Origin of the sequence: Promicromonospora iranensis, from assembly GCF_028994775.1 — a bacterium.
Taxonomy (GTDB): domain Bacteria; phylum Actinomycetota; class Actinomycetes; order Actinomycetales; family Cellulomonadaceae; genus Promicromonospora; species Promicromonospora iranensis_A.
Window position 1 is genome coordinate 215367 of sequence record NZ_JAJQMN010000007.1, and the last position, 19574, is coordinate 234940.

Annotated in this window: 20 protein-coding genes; 9 read left to right on the forward strand and 11 right to left on the reverse strand. The window is 72.9% G+C overall.

The annotated features are described in order from the left end of the window. Positions 1-47: 47 nt before the first annotated feature. Complete coding sequence (locus LUU90_RS15045; protein ID WP_275004271.1) at positions 48-995, reverse strand: M23 family metallopeptidase; 948 nt, start codon at positions 993-995, stop codon at positions 48-50. Between the two features lie 175 nt (positions 996-1170). Continuing rightward, on the reverse strand, positions 1171-1506 hold the full coding sequence (locus LUU90_RS15050) for a PEP-utilizing enzyme (RefSeq protein WP_275004272.1): 336 nt from the start codon (positions 1504-1506) through the stop codon (positions 1171-1173). A gap of 66 nt (positions 1507-1572) precedes the next feature. Between LUU90_RS15050 and LUU90_RS15055 the strand changes: the two genes are divergently transcribed. Further along, positions 1573-2220 (forward strand): transcriptional regulator, encoded by a 648-nt coding sequence (locus tag LUU90_RS15055; protein ID WP_275004273.1) that lies wholly within the window; start codon positions 1573-1575, stop codon positions 2218-2220. A 19-nt stretch (positions 2221-2239) separates the two neighbouring features. After that, the gene (locus tag LUU90_RS15060) at positions 2240-2833 is read left to right on the forward strand and encodes a histidine phosphatase family protein (protein ID WP_275004275.1); all 594 of its coding nucleotides are present in this window, start codon (positions 2240-2242) and stop codon (positions 2831-2833) included. Between the two features lie 9 nt (positions 2834-2842). Here the strand turns inward: LUU90_RS15060 and LUU90_RS15065 are convergent, their stop codons facing one another. The 3 genes from LUU90_RS15065 to LUU90_RS15075 all read right to left on the reverse strand — a co-directional run bounded on the left by LUU90_RS15065 (position 2843) and on the right by LUU90_RS15075 (position 5449). Next, positions 2843-3292 carry an NUDIX hydrolase gene (locus LUU90_RS15065; protein WP_275004277.1) on the reverse strand — a complete coding sequence of 150 codons (450 nt, stop codon included), beginning with the start codon at positions 3290-3292 and terminating at the stop codon, positions 2843-2845. A 229-nt stretch (positions 3293-3521) separates the two neighbouring features. After that, positions 3522-4343, reverse strand: coding sequence for an ABC transporter permease (locus tag LUU90_RS15070; RefSeq protein WP_275004278.1), 822 nt, complete (start codon positions 4341-4343; stop codon positions 3522-3524). Beyond that, complete coding sequence (locus tag LUU90_RS15075) at positions 4340-5449, reverse strand: ATP-binding cassette domain-containing protein (RefSeq protein ID WP_275004279.1); 1110 nt, start codon at positions 5447-5449, stop codon at positions 4340-4342. The genes LUU90_RS15070 and LUU90_RS15075 overlap by 4 nt, the downstream gene beginning before the upstream one ends. 123 nt (positions 5450-5572) lie before the next feature. Here LUU90_RS15075 and LUU90_RS15080 point away from each other — a divergent pair, with 123 nt between their 5' ends. Together LUU90_RS15080 and LUU90_RS15085 are read left to right on the forward strand one after the other, a co-directional pair. Further along, on the forward strand, positions 5573-6586 hold the full coding sequence (locus tag LUU90_RS15080; RefSeq protein ID WP_275004280.1) for a helix-turn-helix transcriptional regulator: 1014 nt from the start codon (positions 5573-5575) through the stop codon (positions 6584-6586). A gap of 112 nt (positions 6587-6698) precedes the next feature. Further along, a complete protein-coding gene (locus tag LUU90_RS15085) occupies positions 6699-7232 on the forward strand; it encodes a hypothetical protein (protein WP_275004282.1) in 534 nt (177 codons plus the stop codon). A 64-nt stretch (positions 7233-7296) separates the two neighbouring features. On the opposite strand, the gene LUU90_RS15090 is transcribed toward LUU90_RS15085, so the two are convergent. The 4 genes from LUU90_RS15090 to LUU90_RS15105 form a co-directional block, all read right to left on the reverse strand. After that, complete coding sequence (locus LUU90_RS15090; RefSeq protein ID WP_275004284.1) at positions 7297-8148, reverse strand: C40 family peptidase; 852 nt, start codon at positions 8146-8148, stop codon at positions 7297-7299. Between the two features lie 105 nt (positions 8149-8253). After that, positions 8254-8721, reverse strand: coding sequence for a hypothetical protein (locus LUU90_RS15095; protein WP_275004285.1), 468 nt, complete (start codon positions 8719-8721; stop codon positions 8254-8256). A 27-nt stretch (positions 8722-8748) separates the two neighbouring features. Then, the gene (locus LUU90_RS15100) at positions 8749-9465 is read right to left on the reverse strand and encodes a response regulator (RefSeq protein ID WP_275004286.1); all 717 of its coding nucleotides are present in this window, start codon (positions 9463-9465) and stop codon (positions 8749-8751) included. After that, positions 9462-11177: a sensor histidine kinase gene (locus LUU90_RS15105; protein WP_275004287.1), complete on the reverse strand. Its 1716-nt coding sequence runs from the start codon at positions 11175-11177 to the stop codon at positions 9462-9464. Before LUU90_RS15105 ends, LUU90_RS15100 begins: the two co-directional genes overlap by 4 nt. A 206-nt stretch (positions 11178-11383) precedes the next feature. Between LUU90_RS15105 and LUU90_RS15110 the strand changes: the two genes are divergently transcribed. The 5 genes from LUU90_RS15110 to LUU90_RS15130 all read left to right on the forward strand — a co-directional run bounded on the left by LUU90_RS15110 (position 11384) and on the right by LUU90_RS15130 (position 16445). Continuing rightward, positions 11384-12784, forward strand: a complete 1401-nt coding sequence (locus LUU90_RS15110; protein ID WP_275004288.1) for a cation:dicarboxylate symporter family transporter — start codon at positions 11384-11386, stop codon at positions 12782-12784. Positions 12785-12905: 121 nt separating this feature from the next. Next, positions 12906-13886: a class A beta-lactamase gene (gene bla / locus LUU90_RS15115; protein ID WP_275004289.1), complete on the forward strand. Its 981-nt coding sequence runs from the start codon at positions 12906-12908 to the stop codon at positions 13884-13886. Between the two features lie 122 nt (positions 13887-14008). Continuing rightward, the gene (locus LUU90_RS15120) at positions 14009-14764 is read left to right on the forward strand and encodes an SDR family oxidoreductase (protein WP_275004290.1); all 756 of its coding nucleotides are present in this window, start codon (positions 14009-14011) and stop codon (positions 14762-14764) included. A 68-nt stretch (positions 14765-14832) separates the two neighbouring features. Continuing rightward, on the forward strand, positions 14833-15735 hold the full coding sequence (locus tag LUU90_RS15125) for an SDR family oxidoreductase (RefSeq protein WP_275004291.1): 903 nt from the start codon (positions 14833-14835) through the stop codon (positions 15733-15735). Positions 15736-15818: 83 nt separating this feature from the next. Beyond that, the gene (locus LUU90_RS15130) at positions 15819-16445 is read left to right on the forward strand and encodes a TetR/AcrR family transcriptional regulator (RefSeq protein WP_275004292.1); all 627 of its coding nucleotides are present in this window, start codon (positions 15819-15821) and stop codon (positions 16443-16445) included. A gap of 155 nt (positions 16446-16600) precedes the next feature. On the opposite strand, the gene LUU90_RS15135 is transcribed toward LUU90_RS15130, so the two are convergent. Further along, the gene (locus LUU90_RS15135; protein WP_275004294.1) at positions 16601-17929 is read right to left on the reverse strand and encodes an enolase C-terminal domain-like protein; all 1329 of its coding nucleotides are present in this window, start codon (positions 17927-17929) and stop codon (positions 16601-16603) included. Beyond that, on the reverse strand, positions 17926-19569 hold the full coding sequence (locus tag LUU90_RS15140; protein WP_275004296.1) for an aldehyde dehydrogenase (NADP(+)): 1644 nt from the start codon (positions 19567-19569) through the stop codon (positions 17926-17928). The genes LUU90_RS15135 and LUU90_RS15140 overlap by 4 nt, the downstream gene beginning before the upstream one ends. Between the last annotated feature and the right edge of the window lie 5 nt (positions 19570-19574).

Genomic DNA, 19574 nt, shown 5'->3' on the forward strand with positions numbered 1-19574 from the left:
AGGGCATGCGCGACCGCCGGCTGGAAGGGACCTCGTTCGGGGTGGGGTCAGCCGCAGTGCTCGAACGGGCTGGTGTAGGTAGCGCTGCCCACCGAGCCGCCCCACTTGACGCAGGTGGCGGGTGCGGACCGCTTGACCGGGCCGGCGTAGTACGAGTAGCTGCCGGAGTCGGTCGTGCGGGTGGAACCCTGAGGCTCCAGGAAGGCCGATACCGCGCTCGGCGTGCCGAGGTTCGTGGACTTCAGCGTGACGACGCAGTTCGCGCCGGTGCCTGAGTTGTACAGGAGGTAGGTCCGGCCCACTGTGCCGAGCGCTGCCTGGTCGATCACCGAGAAGCCGCTGCCGCAGACCTCGGTGGGGGTGTACGGGTTGCTCGAGCCGCTACAGCCGTTGGTGCTGGTGACCGCCTTCTTCTGGCCCACCGACACCGTCACGCCCTCCACCGTCGGGGAGGTGTCGACGACGCCGGACGAGCTGCGCTGCTCGTAGTGCAGGTGCGGTGCCGTCGAGCCGCCGGTGGATCCGACGGTCCCGATGACGGTGCCCTGGCTGACCGACATGGTCTGACCGGGAGCCCGCACCATGGTGGCCAGGTGGGCGTAGCGGGTACGGCTGCCGTCGCTGTGCACGATCTGCACCCACTGGCCGTAGCTGGTGCTCCCCTCGTTGTCGAAGGTGGCGGTGCCCGCGGCGGTGGCCCGGACGGTCTCGCCGTTGATGGCGTCGCTGCCGTAGCTCTGCCAGTCGATGGAGCCGTTGGGGCTGTGGCCGCCGCTCCAGTTGTTCGCGTAGAAGGTCTTGCTGCAGTTGAACGGCGACCTGTGTGCGGTCGCCAGCACGCCGACGTCGTCCGACGCCGTGACCGAGGTGGTGTCCGAGGCGAGGGCGGACGGTGCCGCCGATGCGGCCGGTGCCGCGACGAGGGTGAGGGCGGCCATGGCCGCGAGCGCCCAGTACGTGGTGGTTCTTCTGCGGAACGGGGAGATGACTGACATTGGTGCTCTCCATCCAGGTGGTCCGACTCTTGGTCTGACGCTGGAAGGCTGGCACGACCGGTATGCGGTGCCCATGGGCAGTGCTGCCCCTGGACAGCGACGGGTCCGGATGCTGTCGACCCGCTGCCGGTCTCCTACCGGTCCGTCCTGGCGCTCCTCCGGCGGAGGCTGGAGCTCACGCCGTGACCCGCCCGGCGGAGCCGTCCACCGTGACGGTCTCGCCGTCGCGCAGCGCGGTCATGGCGCCGGGGACCGCGAGCACCGCGGGGATGCCGTACTCGCGCGCCACGATCGCGGCGTGCGAGAGCACGCCGCCGGTCTCGGTGACGACGGCGGCCACGACGCCGAACAGGGCCGTCCAGGCAGGTTCGGTGAACCGGCACACGAGCACGTCGCCGGGCTGGACCCGCCCGAAGTCGTCCGGGCCGTGCACCACCCGGGCCGGTCCGGACGTGCGGCCCGGGCTGCCGGGTGTCCCCGCGATGCTCGCGGCGGCTGAGCTGTCCGACATCTCTTCCTCCCTGGGCGTACCCACCTGCGTTGACATCGGCCACCGGGACGATGCACGGTGCGAAATATGACGCATAACCCGGTGCTCGGCCGATCCTCTCAGCCCGAGCTGCTCGTGCTCCACTCGGTCCGGATCCAGGGCATGGCGGACGACGACGCCGTCGCCGTGCGGTTCGGTCTGGACGAGGCGGACACCCGCGAGCTCCTGCTCGACAACGAGGCCTACGGCTGGATCAGGCAGGCGGCGTTCGGCAGCACGGCGGGCTGGTCCATGACCGACCGTGGCCGCGCCGAGGACGACCGGCGGCTGGCCGAGGAGCTGGCCGACGCGGGCGCCCGGCCCGTCGTCGAGCAGGTCCACGAGGCGTTCGGACCGCTGAACGCGCGGCTGCTGCAGGTGTGCACCGACTGGCAGCTGCGCCCGGAGGACGGCGACCGACTGGCCCCGAACACCCACACGGACCCGGACTGGGACGCGGCGGTGCTCGCGGAGCTCGAGACGCTGGACGACGAGCTGGCGCCGCTCGTCGGTGAGCTGTCCGCGCAGCTCGCGCGGTTCGAGGGGTACGACGAACGTTTCTCCACGGCGCTCGGCCATGCTCGGTCCGGGCGCGGCGAGTGGGTGGCCGGGACGGGCATCGGGTCCTGCCACACCGTGTGGATGGAGCTGCACGAGGATCTGATCTCGACCCTCGGTATCCAGCGGGGCGCGTGACCGCAGTAGGTTCGGGGGCATGGCGACCAGACACCTTTACCTTGCCCGGCACGGCGCGGCGGACGCGTTCGGCGAGCTGACCGACGTCGGCCGCCAGCAGGCGGGGCTCCTGGGCGAGCGGCTCGCCGGGCTGCCGGTCGACGCCGTCTGGCACTCCCCGCTGCCGCGTGCGGCGGCGAGCGCACGCGTGATCGGTGAGCGCCTCCCGGGTGTTCCCGTCGCCGAGGCCGCCGAGCTCGTCGACCACGTGCCGTACCTCCCCGCCGCTGCCGACATGCCGCCGGCCTGGGCGGGGTTCTTCGACGGGTACGACGACGCCGAGCGCGCCCCGGGCGAGCGGCTCGCCGGGGCACTGGTCGACCGGTTCGCGAAGCCCGGCGCGACCGAGACGCACGAGGTCCTGGTGACCCACGCGTTCCAGGTCGCCTGGCTGCTGCGGCACGCGCTGGACGCGCCGCCCGCCCGCTGGCTGGGCCTGAACAGCGGCAACGCGGCGCTGACGGTGATCGAGTACCGCGACGGCCTGCCGCCGACCGTCGTGCTGTTCAACGACATGGGGCACCTGCCGCAGGACCTGCGCTGGACGGGCTTCCCACCCTCGGCGTACCCCTGAGCGGCCGCGCTACGCGATGAGGCCCGCCCAGCGGCGGGACAGGTCCACGAGCGACACCCGTTCCAGCGCGTCGACCTCAGCGGGTGTGTGCCAGGCGACGCCGTCGGTGGTGCCGTCCTCCTCGACGCGCAGGTCCCCGCCGGTGACGTGCGCGCGGTACACGATCCGTAGCGCCTGCATCGGGCGGCCCGACTCGTGCACGCGTTCCGCACCGGGGATCACGAAGCTGTCGACGCCGAGCACGCCGTCCAGCTCGACGTGATAGCCCGTCTCCTCGAAGACCTCGCGGACGGCGGCGTCGTCCGGGTGCTCGCCGGGGTCGACCCCGCCGCCGGGCATCGTCCAGCCACGGTGCGGGGGCTCGTTCCAGTGGGGCAGCAGCATGCGGCCCTGGTCGTCGGTGATCACGGCGTAGGCGGCGACCCGCAGGTCGAGCCCGGCTTCTGTGCTGGTGAACATGGTGCTCATCATCCCGCCCGCAGGCATGTGCCGACCAGGATGACGGCCGGGCCATCCGGAGCTGGTACCCAGCACTTTTTCGCGTACCCAGCGATTGGGCCCGAAACCGTGCAGGTTTCGGGCCCAATCGCTGGGTACGCGGATCGGCGAGGTGGGGCGGGGGCGGGGAGAGGGAGGGGGCGGGAGGGGAGGGGAGGGGCAGGGGGGCGACGGGCCGCGCGGCCCTCGGTCAGTCTGCCGAGCGGACCATCGCACGTACGCCCACCACGAGGCCGAGCACCGCCGTGGCCACGGCGGCCACCCAGCCCCAGGCCACCGCCGAGGACATCAGGTCACCGGCGAAGGCCGCCCGACCCGAGTCGACGACATAGCGCAGCGGGTTCACGGACGACGCCGCCTGCATCCACGCCGGGCCGTTCTCCAGGGGCAGCAGCATCCCGGAGAGCATCATGACCGGGAACAGGAAGGTCTGCTGCACCACCCAGAACATCCACTCCTGCTTGCGCACCGCCAGCGCCAGCGCGTACGACAGCGAGCCGACGCCGATGCCGAGCACCGCGAGCTGCAGCAGCGTGAGCACCGTCCCGATGGGGTCCGGACGCAGGCCGAACGGCAGCATGACCAGGACCACGATCGCCGACTGGACGACGATCGGCACCATCTCCTTGAGCGCCCGGCCCACGAGCTGCGCGGGCCGGGACAGCGGGGTGACGAGCATCCGCTCGTGCACGCCCGAGGAGAGGTCGAGCTGCAGGTTGGAACCCGTCACCGACGTGCCGAACAGCGTGGTCATCGCCAGCACGGCGGGGACGAACCACAGCCAGACGTCGCCGCCGAGCGCCTCGCCCGCCGAGCCGGCCAGCAGCGGGCCGAACAGTCCGAGGAACACCAGCGGCTGCACCAGGCCGAAGACGAGCGAGAACGGGTCGCGCACCACGGGCTGGAGCTCGCGGACCAGGACGATCCGGGTGTCCCGCAGGAAGCTGCGGCGGGGGAGCGGTCGGGCCGAGGGCCGGGTGGTGGTGCCGGGGGTCAGGGTCGCGGCGCTCATGCCAGGACCTCCTTCTTGTCCGAGCTGTCGCTGTCCGAGCTGTTGTTGGTCGAGCTGTTGTTGGTCAAGTTCGTCGAGCCGCCGCCGGTCGAGCCGGTCGCGACCGTGCCCTGCCCGCCGTCCGGCGCGTCGACGACCGCCGTCTCCCGCAGGCTGCGGCCGGTGAGGCCCAGGAACACGTCGTCGAGCGTGGGCCGCGTGACGTCCACGCGGCTCACCGGGACGCCGGCGGCGTCCGCGGCGCGGAGCAGCCCGGGAGCGGCACCCGGACCGTCCGCGGTGCGGATCTCGACGGTGCTCACCCCGCCCGCCCTCAGGACCCGGACCGACCGCGTGCCGGACGCGCGTTCGGCGATGCCGGCCAGCGGCGCCGCGTGCTCGGGCGGTACCCGGAGCGTCACGAGGTCGCCCGCCAGCTCGGCCTTCAGGGCGTCGGCGGTGTCGTCCGCGATGACCTGCCCGTGGTCCACCACGATCACGCGCTCGGCGAAGGTGTCCGCCTCGTCCAGGTAGTGCGTGGTGAGCACGATCGTCATGGGCTCGGCCGCGGCGGTCCGCATCCGGAGGATGTGCTGCCACAGGTTGGCGCGGTTGTGCGGGTCCAGGCCCGTGGAGGGCTCGTCGAGGAACAGGAGAGACGGCTCGTGGACCAGCCCGACGGCCACGTCGAGGCGGCGCTTCTGCCCGCCCGACAGGCTCTCGATCTTGCGGTCGGCCTGCTCGGTCAGGTCCAGGGCCTCGGTCAGCTCCCCGGCGCGGCTCCTGGCGGTGCGCCGGTCGAGACCGTAGATCTCGCCCTGGGTGACCAGCTCGTCGCGCACCCGCTGGGAGGCGCCGCCGGCGCCGCCCTGGCCCACGTAGCCGATGGCCGCGCGGACCCGGTCCGGGTGGGTGACGACGTCGTACCCGGCGACCTCCGCGGTGCCCGACGTCGGCGGGATGAGCGTGGTCAGCATGCGCAGGGTGGTGGTCTTCCCGGCTCCGTTGGGGCCGAGGACGGCCACCAGCTCGCCGGGCTCGACGTCGAGCGAGATGCCACGCACGGCATGCACTGTGCGGCTGCGGCTCACCACGAAGTCCTTGGTGAGCGCTTGGGTGCGGATCACGGTGTCTCCTTCTTGCGGTCTGGATCGTCTGCTGGTTCCTGCTGGCTTCTGCCTGGCTACGGGTCCCACTCTCGCGGTAGTAGCGGTCAGCTCCTGGCCTCTACCACATGCGATCCTGAATTCATGCTCGAGACCTCCGGACGCCTCCTCGCTCTCCTCTCGCTCCTCCAGGCGCGCCGCGACTGGCCGGGCGCACTCCTCGCCGACCGGCTGGGCGTGAGCCCTCGCACGGTGCGGCGCGACGTCGACCGCCTGCGCGAGCTCGGCTACCCCGTCAACGCCACCAAGGGGCCCGACGGCGGCTACCGCCTCGATGCGGGCGCCGAGCTTCCGCCGCTGCTCTTCGACGACGAGCAGGCGGTCGCCGTCGCCGTCGCGCTGCGCACCGGGACCATCCCCGGCGCCGAGGAAGGCGCGCTGCGCGCGCTGGCCACCATCCGGCAGGTCATGCCGGCTCGGCTGCGGGCGCGGCTGGACGCGCTCGAGGTGACCACCGTGCGACGTCGGACCGGGACGGCGGGCGCCGCGGAGCCGGTCGTGGATCCCGACGTGCTCCTCGCGCTCGGTTCCGCGTGCCAGGCCCGCGAGGTCGTGCGGTTCGACTACGAGGGCGGCACGATGGCCGCCATCGGCGAGGGCGAGAACGCGTTCCGGCCGCCGCGGCGGGTCGAGCCGCACCACCTCGTGACCTCGGACGGGCGGTGGTACCTCGTCGCGTTCGACCTCGACCGCGACGACTGGCGCCTCTTCCGGGTGGACCGGATCAGGCTGCGCACCGGGACCGGCCCTCGGTTCACGTTCCGGGAGGTGCCCGGCGGGGACGTCGCAGGCTTCGTCGGTTCCCGGATCAGCGGGTCGCCGTCACCGGTGCGTGGCGAGGTCGTGCTCCATGCGCGGGCCGAGCATGTCGCGCCCTGGGTCGGGGCCCAGGGCCTGTGCGAGCCGCTGCCGGACGTCGACGGCGAGCCCCGGTGCCGGGTGGTGCTGGGCTCGTGGTCGTGGGGCGGCCTGGCCGGCCGGTTCGGTGCCTTCGACGTGCCCTTCGAGGCGGTGGGTCCGCCCGAGCTGGTCGAGGCGGTCCAGGTGCTGGCCACCCGGTACGGGGCGGCGGTGCCGGACGTCACCGCCACGCAGTAGGTTGTGCGCGTCTCCCCGGAGACACAGCAGGCAGAACGGGCAGCACAGGCATGCCCTCGACACACACCCCGACACACACCGAGACCCAGACGGCACAACAGAGAGCGTGCGCATGACGAACCTGTCCGACTTCAGCGAGGACGAGCTCACCCAGATCCTGGACGCCCCCGGAGCGGTGCTGAAGGGTGCCACCCTCGCCGACGGCAGGCCCGGGGCGATCCGGTTCATCCGGGAGACCGCGAGTGGTGCCAAGGTGTTCCGGGAGGCCCAGGAGCACGAGAACGACTTCATCCGGTCGGTGGCGGTCGCGCTGCGGGACAGGCTCAAGGAGCAGGAAGCGGCCGAGGCGTCCCCGGCCGCGAAGGTCGGCACGCCGGAAGGGGTGGCCGTGCCGGAGGACCCGCGCCCGGACCCGGAGCGCGACACGGCGAAGGCCGTGGCGCTGACGGCCGCCGCGATCGCCGTGCTGCGCGAGCGGGCGGCCCCGAAGGACCTGGACGCGTACGGCGAGTGGCTGCTCCGGATCGCGACGGAGGTCGCCAGGGCCACCAGCTCCAAGGAGGGCGGCTTCTTCAGCAAGCGGGTGGCGGTCAGCGAGGGCGAGCGGGACTACCTCGACCGGCTCACGGCGGCGATCGGCGGCTGAGCCACCGGTGACGCGCCCGGGGCAGGGGGCTGGCCCTGCCCCGGACGCGGGTCGGAGGTGGCGGTCAGCCGACGCGGATAAACGTCGGGTTGGACTGCCAGATGGACGAGTACCGGACGCTCTGCCCCGGTACGGGGGCCTCGACCTGCATGCCGTCGCCCGCGTAGATGGCGATGTGCCCGGGGCTCCAGATCAGGTCGCCCGGCTGCGCCTCGGACCACGGGACGGCCGTCCCGGCGTACCGCTGCTCCGAGGACGTGCGCGGCAGGTCGATGCCGAGCTGCGCGAACACGTACGACGTGAACCCGGAGCAGTCGAAGCCCGAGGGCGTGCTGCCCGCCCACAGGTACGGCACGCCGAGGTACCGCATCGCGATGGACACCACGGCGGAGCCCGCCGCGGACTCGGGGATCGCGGCGGCCGCCGCCTCGGCCTCTGCTGCCGCCTCGGCCTCCGCCTCGGCGGCGAGCTCGGCCTGGTACTCCTCGTTCTCGGCGGCCGAGACGACGGACACCGCCGCCGACTCGGTCTTCAGCCGGGCGTCCGCGGCGACGGTGACCATCGGCGCGGCGGCGACCGCCTCCCGGGCCTGCGCGGTCAGCGCGTCGAGGTGGGCGACGTCGAGCTTCGCCGAGACGACGTCGGTGCTCGGCGCGGCCTGCGCCGGGGTGCCGACCAGGGACATCAGCAGGCCGGAGCCCGCAGCGGCCACGGCGCCGCGCCGTGCGACGACCGCCAGCTGGGCGGTGGCGGTCAGGGCGAACGGCGCGAGGGCCGCCCGACGGGCGGCCCGGTGGCGGCCACGGCCCGTGGGGGCCGGGGCGGGGGAGGGTGCGACGGAGACCGCCGGGGTGACCGTCCGGACGGTCGTGGGGTACGCCGTGCGGGACGGCGCGGGAACGGTGTTGCGCTCCATGGAGGGAATTGACCTTTCTGCTCGGGTAGAACCACACGCGCTGGCCCCTGGGTGGGCGCGCGCGAACGACCGACGCCGGGGAGGGCGCCGGATGCGTGCGGTGTTCTACGTCCGAGAGATCCCGAGCGCGTGCAACGACGGGGCGGTCCCTGCCGTCGTCGTGGGGAGCGCCCAGCGGGCGAGCAGCGCCCAGACCGGTACCAGGCGCATGGCCACCGACCGGTTCGGGGCGGTCAGGGCGAGCAGCACGACCAGCGCCAGCAGGCACAGCGTGGCGGCGTTGTGGTGGTCACCGCAGCCTCCGTCCGAGCACCCGCCGGCGTCCCGCGGGTGGTCGTGCGGGGCCGCGCCGGCGTGGGTGTGCGTGCTGCTCGGGTCGGCCGTCAGATGGTGGTCGGCCACGGCGACCACGGGCGTGCTGTGCACGTCCGAGCTGCCACTCGTGGCGTGCACGAGCATGACGCCGACCGCCAGCATCATGATCACCAGGACGCGCGCGGAACCACGCCGGCGAACGGCGGGCAGCGAGCGGAACAGGATCATCAGGCGCATGACGCCCATAAGGATAGCCACATCACGAACCGGTCACGGGCACGTCCGTCATTCCCGGGCCTGTCGCGCTCCGGCCTGCCGCGCCCGGGCATACTCCAGCTCCGGCCTGCCGCGTGCCCCGTAGCGAGGTGCCCGCGAGGCGACCCCGTGGTCCGCGAGGAACTCCAGATAGCGGCGTGCGGTGATCCGCGCGAGGTGGAGCTCGTCCGCGACCTCGCTGGCCGACAGTGCGCCGGCCTGCCGGGCCAGCAGGTCGGACACCGCATCGAGGGTGTCCTGGGACAGACCCTTCGGGAGCCCGGCTGCGTTGGACGTCCGCAGCGCCGCGAACGCCGTGTCCACCTCACGCTGACTGAGCGTGGAGACCGGCGACCGCATCTGCTCGAAGTACTTGCGGTACGCGCCGAGCTTCTCGGCGAACAGCCCGAACACGAAGGGCTTGATCAGGTACTGCACGACGCCGATCGCCACCGCCTCGCGCACCGTCTCGAGCTCGCGCGCCGCGGTCACCGCGATGACGTCCACCACGAGGCCGGCCGCGCGCAGCTGACGGCACAGCACCAGGCCGTGCCGGTCAGGCAGGTTCATGTCCAGCAGGAGCAGGTGCACCTCCTCGCCCGCGGCCTGGGCGTCGCGCAGCGCGCGCACGGTCTCGCTCGCCGTGTGCACCACCCCGGCCAGCTCGAAGCCCTCCACCCGGCGCACGAACTCGCCGTGCGCCTCGGCCGTGCGGTGGTCGTCCTCCACCACCAGGACCCGGATCATGGGCGCACCGGCCCGGTCACACCGGCCGGCGGCGCGGCCGCCACCGCGGTGGTCTCCGGCTGTCCCGGCTGTCCCGGCTGTTCGACGGCGGGCGGGCGCGGCAGCGTGACCGTGAAGACCGCCCCGACGCCGTCGGACACCTCGATGGCGCCGCCGAGGCTCTCCACCACCTGGCGCACGAGCGCCAGCCCGTAGCCGCGCCCGCCGGCAGCCGCGTCCTTGGTGCTCCAGCCGTGGTCGAAGATGCGCTCGCGGTCGGCGTCGGCGATACCGGACCCGCTGTCGGAGACCTGGAACACCAGCGAGCCGTCATCGCCGTTGGCGAGGTAGACCTCCACCCACGCCTCGTCCGGCGCGCCCTCCAGGGCGCGGGCCGCCGCCGCGTCGATCGCGTTGTCGATCAGGTTGCCCAGGACCGTCACGACGTCCACGGGCTCCAGCCAGTGCGTGCCGGGCGCGAGATGCGTCTCGAAGTGCATCTCCACGGCGCGCTCGCGCGCCTGCGCCGCCTTGCCGAGCACCAGGGCCGCGATGACGGGCTCCTCGATCGCCTGCACCACGCGGTCCGTGAGCCGCTGCCCCAGGTCCCGCTCGCTCGCGACGAAGCGCAGCGCCTCGTCGCTGCGGCCCAGCTCGATGAGGGTGGCGATGGTGTGCAGCCGGTTGCTGAAGTCGTGGGTCTGGGCCCGCAGCGCCTCCGAGATGGTGCGCACCGACGACAGCTCGCCGGTGATCCGCTGCAGCTCGGTCCGGTCCCGCAGGGAGATGATCTCGCCCACGTTCCGCCCGGCCGCGGCGGCGGTGTCACGGCCCACGAGCAGCACCCGGTCGCCCACGCGTACCGGCCCCTCGGGTGTGGCGCCGCCGAGCACGTACCGGACGGCGGGGGACAGGCGCGGGTCGGCCACCGCGAACGGCGCCGCGAGGTCCGGGACGTCGAGCAGGCGCAGTGCCTCGTCGTTGGCCAGCACCACCGTGCCGTCCTCGACCAGCAGCATGCCCTCCTCGACCGAGTGCAGCACCGCCTCGTGCGCGGTGAACAGGTGCGCGAGCTCCTCCGGCCCCTTGCTCTCGGTGATCCGGTCCAGCCGGCGCGCCAGCAACGTCGCGGCGACCGCGCCCGTCCCGAACGCCAGGAGCGTGCCGAACCCGACGATGACCAGGCGGCGCACGATACTGTCCCACAGCCGGTCGAGGGTCACCCCGGCGGACACCAGGCCGACCACCTCGCCGTCGTCGGCCACCACGGGGACCACCGCGCGCACGGACGGGCCGAGCGTGCCGTCGTAGACCTCGGTGAACGTCTCACCCCGCAGTGCGGGGGCGGTGGTGCCGACGAACGGGCGGCCGATCTGCCAGTCGTTGCGGTGCGTGTAGCGCGTCCGGTCCGTGTCCATGACGGTCAGGTAGTCGATGCCGGTCGCTGCCATGACCCGCTCGGCGTACGGCTGCAGCTCGCTCGACGCGTCGGCGACCGAGCCCGCACGATCCGTCGCCGCGGCGTCGTGCGCCCGGGCCACCGTGTCGATCACCAGCGACTCCGCCGCGACGGTGGCCGCGAGGTCGGTGCTCTCCTCGGCGGCGTGCGCCTCGGCCGAGGACCGGGCATCGAGCGCCAGCAGCCCGAACACGATGACGGCGCCGGCGAACAGCAGCGCCGTGTGCACGGCGAGGAACCACCTCGCGATGCTCGCCCCTCGCCGCTGCGTCACCGACCCATTGTGGCGCGTGCCCACGTCCCCGCCGACCGCCCGGGCGAACGGCCCGAGAACACAGCCCGAGAACACAGCCCGAGAACACAGCCCGAGAACACAGCCCGAGAACACAGCCCGAGAACACAATGTACGCAATGCCGGGTCCGACCGTGACCGCCAGCACCCTTGCCGGAAGACCACACAGCGTTGTGAGAGGAAAAACCATGGCGGTAACGAAGCCCGCCGGCACCGGGACCACCCCGCGCCGCCGGCTCGACAAGAGTCACTACCTGTACATCGCGGTGATCGTCGCCGTCGTCGCCGGCGTCATCGTCGGCCTGGCGTCCCCCGCCACCGGAGTGGCGCTGAAGCCGCTCGGTGAGGGGTTCGTCGACCTGATCAAGATGATGATCTCGCCGGTGATCTTCTGCACCATCGTGCTCGGCATCGGGTCCATCGCGAAGGCGGCGACGGTCGGCCGGGTGGGTGGCCTCGCGCTGCTCTACTTCCTCGTCATGTCCACGTTCGCCCTCGTGATCGGCCTGGTCGTCGGCAACCTGCTGCACCCCGGCGAGGGCCTGTCCATCACCGGCACCACCTACGAGGCAGAGGGCGAGGCGTCGTCCCTGGTGGACTTCGTGCTCGGGATCATCCCCACCACCCTCGTCTCGCCGCTCACCGGTGAGTCCGTGCTGCAGACCCTGTTCGTGGCGCTGCTCGTCGGGTTCGCCATCCAGCAGCTCGGCGCTCGCGGCAAGGCCGCCCTCGACGCCATTCGGCTGGTCCAGGCGATCGTCTTCCGCGTCCTGACGATGATCCTGTGGGTCGCACCGGTCGGTGCGTTCGGCGCCATCGCCGCGGTCGTCGGCGAGACCGGCTGGGGCGCCGTCGTCCAGCTGGGCACGCTGATGCTCGGGTTCTACGTGACGTGCGTCCTGTTCATCGTGCTCGTGCTCGGCACCGTGCTGAAGCTCGTGTCCGGCGTGAACATCTTCCTGCTCATGAAGTACCTGGCGCGGGAGTACCTGCTGATCGTCAGCACGTCCTCGTCCGAGGCCGCCCTGCCGCGCCTGATCTCGAAGATGGAGCACCTGGGCGTGTCCAAGCCGGTGGTCGGCATCACGGTGCCGACCGGGTACTCGTTCAACCTGGACGGCACCGCCATCTACCTCACCATGGCGTCGCTGTTCATCGCCTCCGCCATGGGGACCCCGCTGACGGTGCCCGAGCAGATCGGCATGCTGGCCTTCATGATCATCGCGTCCAAGGGCGCTGCCGGTGTGACCGGCGCGGGCCTGGCCACCCTCGCGGGCGGCCTGCAGACCTACCGCCCCGACCTGGTCGACGGCGTCGGGATCATCGTGGGCATCGACCGCTTCATGTCCGAGGCGCGCGCCCTGACCAACTTCACCGGCAACGCGGTCGCGACGGTGGTCATCGGCACGTGGACCAAGGAGATCGACCGCGACCGGGTGAACGACGTCCTCTCGGGCGGCCTCCCGTTCGACGAGAGCGCGATGGACGACCCGCACGGCGCTCCGGCCGACGACGACTCCGACGGCCGTCGCGCCGACGGGCAGAACACCGGCTCCCGGGAGAGGGTGGTCGAGCCGGCCGCGGTCTGAGGACCGCGGACCTGACGGGCGGCGGTCCGGACACTCTGGGGGTGTCCGGACCGCCGTCGTTCCTGTGGCCCCGTTCCAGCGCCCGACGGCGGCAGCCGGGTTCGGGCAGCAGACTGGTCGCATGCATCGGAACCTGCGACGGCCGGCGACCCTGTTCGCCTCGGCCGCACTCGTCCTGACCGCCTGCACGCCCGGCGCCGCCGAGCCCGCGCCGAGCACGACGATCTCGGCTCCGTCGTCCTCCGGGTCGTCCTCCGGGCCGGCCGCCTCGGACCCGATGGCGAGCGGGAGGGCGACCACCCCGCCGTCGCCGGCGGTCGACGTCACCGCGGAGATCGGCCGCCTCGAGGAGAGGTACGACGCCGTGGTGGGGCTGTACGCGGTGGACACCGGCACAGGGACGGAGGTGGCCCACCGCGCGGACCGCCGGTTCGCGTACGCCTCGACGTTCAAGGCGCTGGCGGCAGCCGCGGTCCTGGAGCGCAGCAGCCCGGACGAGCTGGCGCAGGTCGTCACCTACGACGCCGGCGACCTCCAGGAGTACTCGCCGGTGGCCGAGCGGCACGTCGACGAGGGCATGACGATGTACCAGATCATCGACGCCGCCGTGCAGGAGAGCGACAACACGGCGGGCAACCTGCTGCTCGAGGCGCTGGACGGTCCGGCCGGTCTGCAAGCCGCGCTGCGCGAGATCGGCGACGAGACCACGATGGCGGCGCGCTACGAGCCCGAGCTCAACGACGTGGCCCCCGGGGACGAGCGGGACACCAGCACCGCCCGGGCGCTCGCCCACGACCTGCGCGCCTACGGCCTGGGAGACGTGCTCGACGACTACGCCAGAGAGACCCTCGTCGAGGCGCTGCGCGGCAGCGTCACCGGCACCGAGACCATCCGCGCCGGCGTGCCGGACGGCTGGGTGGTGGGCAGCAAGACCGGCACCTCGGGGAACGGCGGCCGCAACGACATCGGTCTGCTCTGGCCGCCCGACGGCGAGCCGGTGGTGCTGGCGGTCCTCACCCAGGCCAAGGACCGCGAGGCGGAGCCTGACGACGCCCTCCTGGCGGAGGTCACGGCCGTGGCCGTCGAGGCCTTCGGCGGCTGAACCTCCGGGGCGCCTGTGGACTGCGCCACACCGAGAGATCATGTGCGCATAGATATGGACGCGGCGTACACATCTGTGGTTATATGAACGCACAGTCCACATCGGAACCTCAGGAGGATGTCGTGAGCACCAGCACCAGCACCAGCACCAGCAGCATCCGGGTCGCCCTCGTCACGGGCGGGTCCGGCGGTATCGGCCGCACCGTCGTCGAGCGGCTCGCAGCCGACGGCTTCGCCGTCGCCGTCCACTACGCGGGCAACCAGGCCCGGGCCGAGGAGATCGTCGCGAGCGTCACGGCCTCGGGCGGTCAGGCGATCGCCGTCGCCGGGGACGTCGCGGACGAGGAAGCCATGGCCGCCGCGTTCGACGCGACGGAGGCCGCGTTCGGCGGGATCGACGTCGTGGTGAACACGGCGGGGATCATGATCCTCGGCCCGGTCGCGAGCTTCGACCTGGCCGACCTCGACCGCATGCACCGCACCAACGTCCGCGGCGCGTTCGTCGTCGCCCAGCAGGCGGCCCGCCGGGTCCGGGCGGGCGGCGCGATCATCGGTTTCTCGACGAGCCAGACCCGACTGCAGCACCCGACGTACGCGCCCTACGCCGCCTCCAAGGCAGCCGTCGAGGCGCTGACCCTGGTGCTCGCACGCGAGCTGCGGGGCAAGGACGTCACCGTCAACGCCGTCGCCCCCGGGCCGACGGCGACGCCGCTGTTCCTCGACGGCAAGGACGAGCAGACCATCAAGACCCTCGCCGGGCTCGCCCCCCTGGAGCGCCTCGGCACCCCGGACGACGTCGCCGAGACCGTCGCGTTCCTGGCCGGACCCGCGCGCTGGGTCAACGGGCAGACCGTCTACGTCAACGGCGGCATCGCCTGACCCGTCGCAGGCCACCGCACGCACCAGCAGCAACGCCACCGGCAGCAACACCATCAGAAGGAGCAGTCATGAGCAACGTCATCGTGATCACGGGGGCCTCGTCCGGCTTCGGAGCCCTCACGGCTCGCGCCCTGGCCTCCGCGGGAGACACCGTCTACGCGGGCATGCGCCAGACCACCGGCCGCAACGCGCCGCAGGTCGAGGCCGCCGAGGCCTGGTCGCAGGAGCACGGAGCCGACCTGCGTGCCATCGAGCTCGACGTCAACTCCCAGGAGTCGGTCGACAGTGCGATCGCCCAGGTCCAGGCCGAGCACGGCCGCATCGACGTGCTGATCCACAACGCGGGGCACATGGTCGTAGGGCCCACCGAGGCGTTCACGCCCGAGCAGCTCGCGGAGCTGTACGACATCAACGTGCTGTCCACCCAGCGGGTGAACCGGGCGGTCCTTCCCGGCATGCGCGACCGCGGCGAGGGCCTCGTGATCTGGGTGTCCAGCTCCAGCGTCAAGGGCGGCACCCCGCCCTACCTCGCCCCGTACTTCGCCGCCAAGGCGGGCATGGACTCGCTCGCGGTGTCGTACGCGGGCGAGCTGGCCCGCTGGGGCGTCGAGACGTCGATAGTGGTGCCCGGCTCGTTCACCAGCGGCACCAACCACTTCGCGCACGCCGGCCACCCCGCCGACGCCGACGTCGAGGCCGCGTACGAGACCCGGTACGCCGGGCTGATGGACCAGGTCGCCGAGAAGCTCGCGGCGCTGGCGCCCGAGGGTGCCGACGCCTCGCTGGTCTCGGACGAGATCGCCCGCATCGTCGCCCTGCCCGTCGGGCAGCGGCCGTACCGCGTGCACATCGACCCGGCCGACGACGGCTCGGAGGCGGTCTCCGACCTCGCCGACCGCACCCGCGGCGAGTTCCTCGCCCGGGTCGGCCTGGGCGACCTGCTCACGGTCGAGGCCGGAGCGCACCCGTAGTGGGTGCCCGACCTAGACTGGCGCGCGCTGCCCACGACCTGGCTGCCCGTCACGCGGCGGTCGACGAACCTGGAGGAGGACACGTGGAGAACGAGGTGACGGCCTCCGCCGTCGAGGCGTCCGGGACCCGCGGCCGAGGGCGAGGGCGGCGTCCGGCCGAGGAGGTGCGCGGCGACGTGCTGCGCACCGTGGGGGAGCTGCTGCTCGACGAGGGCATCGCCGACCTGACGTTCGAGCGGGTCGCGCGGCTGTCCGGCGTCAGCAAGACCACGCTGTACAAGTGGTGGCCCTCCAAGGGCGCGCTGGCTCTCGACGGCTACTTCCACGCGGTCCAGGAGACGCTGGCGTTCCCCGACACCGGCGACATCCGTACGGACCTGCTCGACCAGCTGCACGCGTTCGTCCGCCTGATGACCACCACGCCGGGGGGCCGCATCCTCGCGGAGCTCGTCGGCGAGTCCCAGACGGACAAGGACCTCGCGATCGCCTACCGGACCCTGTACTCGTCCGGGCGCCGCGCGCTGGCGGGGGAGCGGCTCACGAAGGCGCAGGAGCAGGGCCAGCTCCGGGCCGACGTCGACGTGCAGGTGGTCGTCGACCAGCTCTGGGGCGCCGTCTACCACCGCCTCCTGATCCCGGACGAGCCCCTCACGGACGCCTTCGTCGAGGCCCTGGTGGACAACCTCCTGAACGGCATAGCGGTCCCGTAGCGGATCCGGCCCCGGGGCGCGTTCGGCCAGGGCTCGCTCAGCCCAGCAGCAGCGCGACCAGGAAGACGTTCTGCCCGGTCGCCAGCGCCACCAGCCCGCGTGAGTGCTGGATATTTGTGGGCCAGACGGCCGTTTGACCCACAAATACCCAGCACTCAACGGACGAGGCACGGGCGTTTCGGGTCGAACGTCCACCCCTCCACCAGGTACTGCATGGCCACCGCGTCGTCCCGCGCCCCGAGCCCGTGCGCCAGGTACAGCTCGTGCGCGGCGGCCAGGCGCTCGCGGTCCAGCTCGACCCCGAGCCCCGGCGTCGTCGGCACCTGGATCGCGCCGTCGCGGATCTGGGGCGGCGCCGTCGTCAGGCCCTGTCCGTCCTGCCAGATCCAGTGGGTGTCCAGCGCGGTGATGGCGCCGGGTGCCGCCGCCCCGACGTGCGTGAACATCGCCAGCGAGATGTCGAAGTGGTTGTTGGAGTGCGAACCCCAGGTCAGCCCGAACTCGTGGCAGAGCTGCGCGACACGCACGGAGCCGGCCATGGTCCAGAAGTGCGGGTCGGCCAGCGGGATGTCGACGGCGCCCGCGCGCACGGCGTGCGCCATCTCGCGCCAGTCCGTCGCGACCATGTTGGTGGCGGTCGGCAGGCCGGTCGCCCGCCGGAACTCCGCCATGGCCTCCCGGCCCGAGAACCGGCCCTCCGCGCCGCACGGGTCCTCGGCGTAGGCGACGACGCCGCGCATGCGGTGCCCGAGGCGGATCGCCTCCGCCAGCGGCCAGCCGCCGTTCGGGTCGAGCGTGATCCGCGCGTCGGGGAACCGCTCCTTGAGCGCGACGACGGTGTCCACCTCCAGGTCGCCGGACTGCACGCCGCCCTTGAGCTTGAAGTCGCCGAACCCGTAGCGCTCCTGGGCGGCCTCGGCCAGCCGCACGACGGCGTCGGGCGTCATGGCCTGCTCGCGACGCAGCCGGCCCCACGCGTCGGACTCGTCGTCCCCGCGCAGGTAGGGCAGGTCGGTCGCGTCCGGGTCGCCCACGTAGAACAGGTAGCCGAGCATCGGCACGCTCGCGCGCTGGACGCCGTCGCCGAGCAGCTCGGCCACGGGCACGCCCAGGTCCTGGCCGTGCAGGTCCAGCAGCGCGGACTCCAGGGCCGTGACCGCGTGCACCGTGGTGCGCAGGTCGAAGGTCTGCAGGCCGCGACCGCCCGCGTCGCGGTCGGCGAACGTGGTGGACACGGAGCGCAGCAGGCTCCGGTACCAGGCGACCGGCTGTCCGACGACGAGTCTTCCCGCCTCCTCGATCGTGGTGCGGATCTTCTCCCCGCCGGGCACCTCGCCGAGGCCGGTGCGGCCGTCGGAGTCGGTGACCACCGCGATGTTCCGCGTGAAGAACGGGCCGTGCGCGCCGGAGAGGTTGAGCAGCATCGAGTCGTGCCCGGCGACGGGCACCACCTCGACGCGAGTGATCGTCGGGTGGCCGCTCACTCAGCGGCCTCGCTCGCCTCGTCCGCACCGAGGACGACGTCGAGCACGCCGTCGACCCGGCGCGTCAGGTGCCACGGGTTGTCCGACCGGACCGGCTCGGGCAGCAGGTACTCCGGCAGGTTCTGGTAGGCGACGGGGCGCAGGAAGCGCTCGATGGCGAGCGTCCCCACCGAGGTGGTGCGGCTGTCCGACGTCGCGGGGAAGGGCCCGCCGTGCACCATCGCGTGCCCCACCTCGACGCCGGTGGGCCAGCCGTTCGCGAGGATGCGGCCGGCGGTGCGCTCGAGGACCGGCAGGAGCCAGGTGGCGGTCTCCCGGTCGGCCTCGGTCAGGTGCAGCGTGACGGTGAGCTGCCCTTCCAGCCGCTCGATCGCGGACAGCAGCTCGTCGGCGTCCGCGTACCGGACCACGAGCGACGCGGCGCCGAAGATCTCGGCCTGCAGCACCGGGTTGTCGAGCAGGGTGGTCACGTCGCTCGCGAACACCGTGGGCGCGGGGGCGTTGCGGGTCGTGCCCGGCGTGCCGGTACCCACCTGCTCGACGCCGTCCTGCGCGGCCAGCGTGTCCACGCCCTGCTGCCAGGCCTCCGCGATGCCGCCGGTGAGCATGGTCTGTCCGGCCGCGGCGGCCGCGGCGCGCCCGGCGGCCGCCACGAACGCGTCGCCGCGAGGGCCGGCCGGGACGAACACGAGGCCGGGCGCGGTGCAGAGCTGGCCGGACGAGCCGGTCACCGAGGTGAGGTACGCGGCGGCGAGCGCGTCGACGTCGCCGGCCAGGGCGCCGTCGAGCAGGACCGTCGGGTTGATCGAGCTCATCTCCGCGTACACGGGGATCGGTACGGGGCGCGCGGCGGCCGCTGCGACCAGCGCGAGGCCGCCCGCGCGGGAGCCGGTGAACCCGACCGCCCGGATCGCGGGATCGCTCACGAGCGCCTGGCCCACCACCTTCCCCGGCCCGTACACGAGGGAGAAGACGCCGGGGTGCAGCCCGCACCGCGTGACGGCGTCGGCGACGGCGCGGCCGACGAGCTCCGCCGTGCCCGGGTGCGCGTTGTGCGCCTTGACGACGACCGGGCAGCCCGCGGCGAGCGCCGAGGCGGTGTCACCGCCCGCGGTGGAGAAGGCGAGCGGGAAGTTGCTCGCGCCGAACACGGCGACGGGGCCGAGCGGCACCTTGCGCTGCCGGATGTCGACGCGGGGCAGGGGAGTGCGGTCGGGCCGGGCGGGGTCGATGCGCACGCCGCGGTGGTCACCCTGGCGGACCACCTGCGCGAACAGGCGCAGCTGGCCGGTGGTGCGGGCGACCTCGCCCGTCAGGCGTGCCGCGGGGAGGCCGGTCTCGCGCATGGCCCGCGCGACGACGTCGGGCCCGAGGGTTTCGATGTTGTCCGCGATCTGCTCCAGGAGCCGCGCGTGCGGTTCGGGTTCGAGCGCGGAGAAGGAGGCGAAGGCCTCCTGTGCGGCGGCGGTCGCCCGGGCGACCTGGGCCTCGTCGAGCAGGGAGTAGGCAGGTTCGAGGGCCTCGGCAGTGGCCGGGTCCTGCCCGGCGACGGTGCCTGCGGTACCCGCGAGGGGAGCGCCGGCGACTATCGAGTGGCCGGTGAGCTCTGTCGTGAGGGCTGTGGTGGCCTGCGTGGTCATGCTGT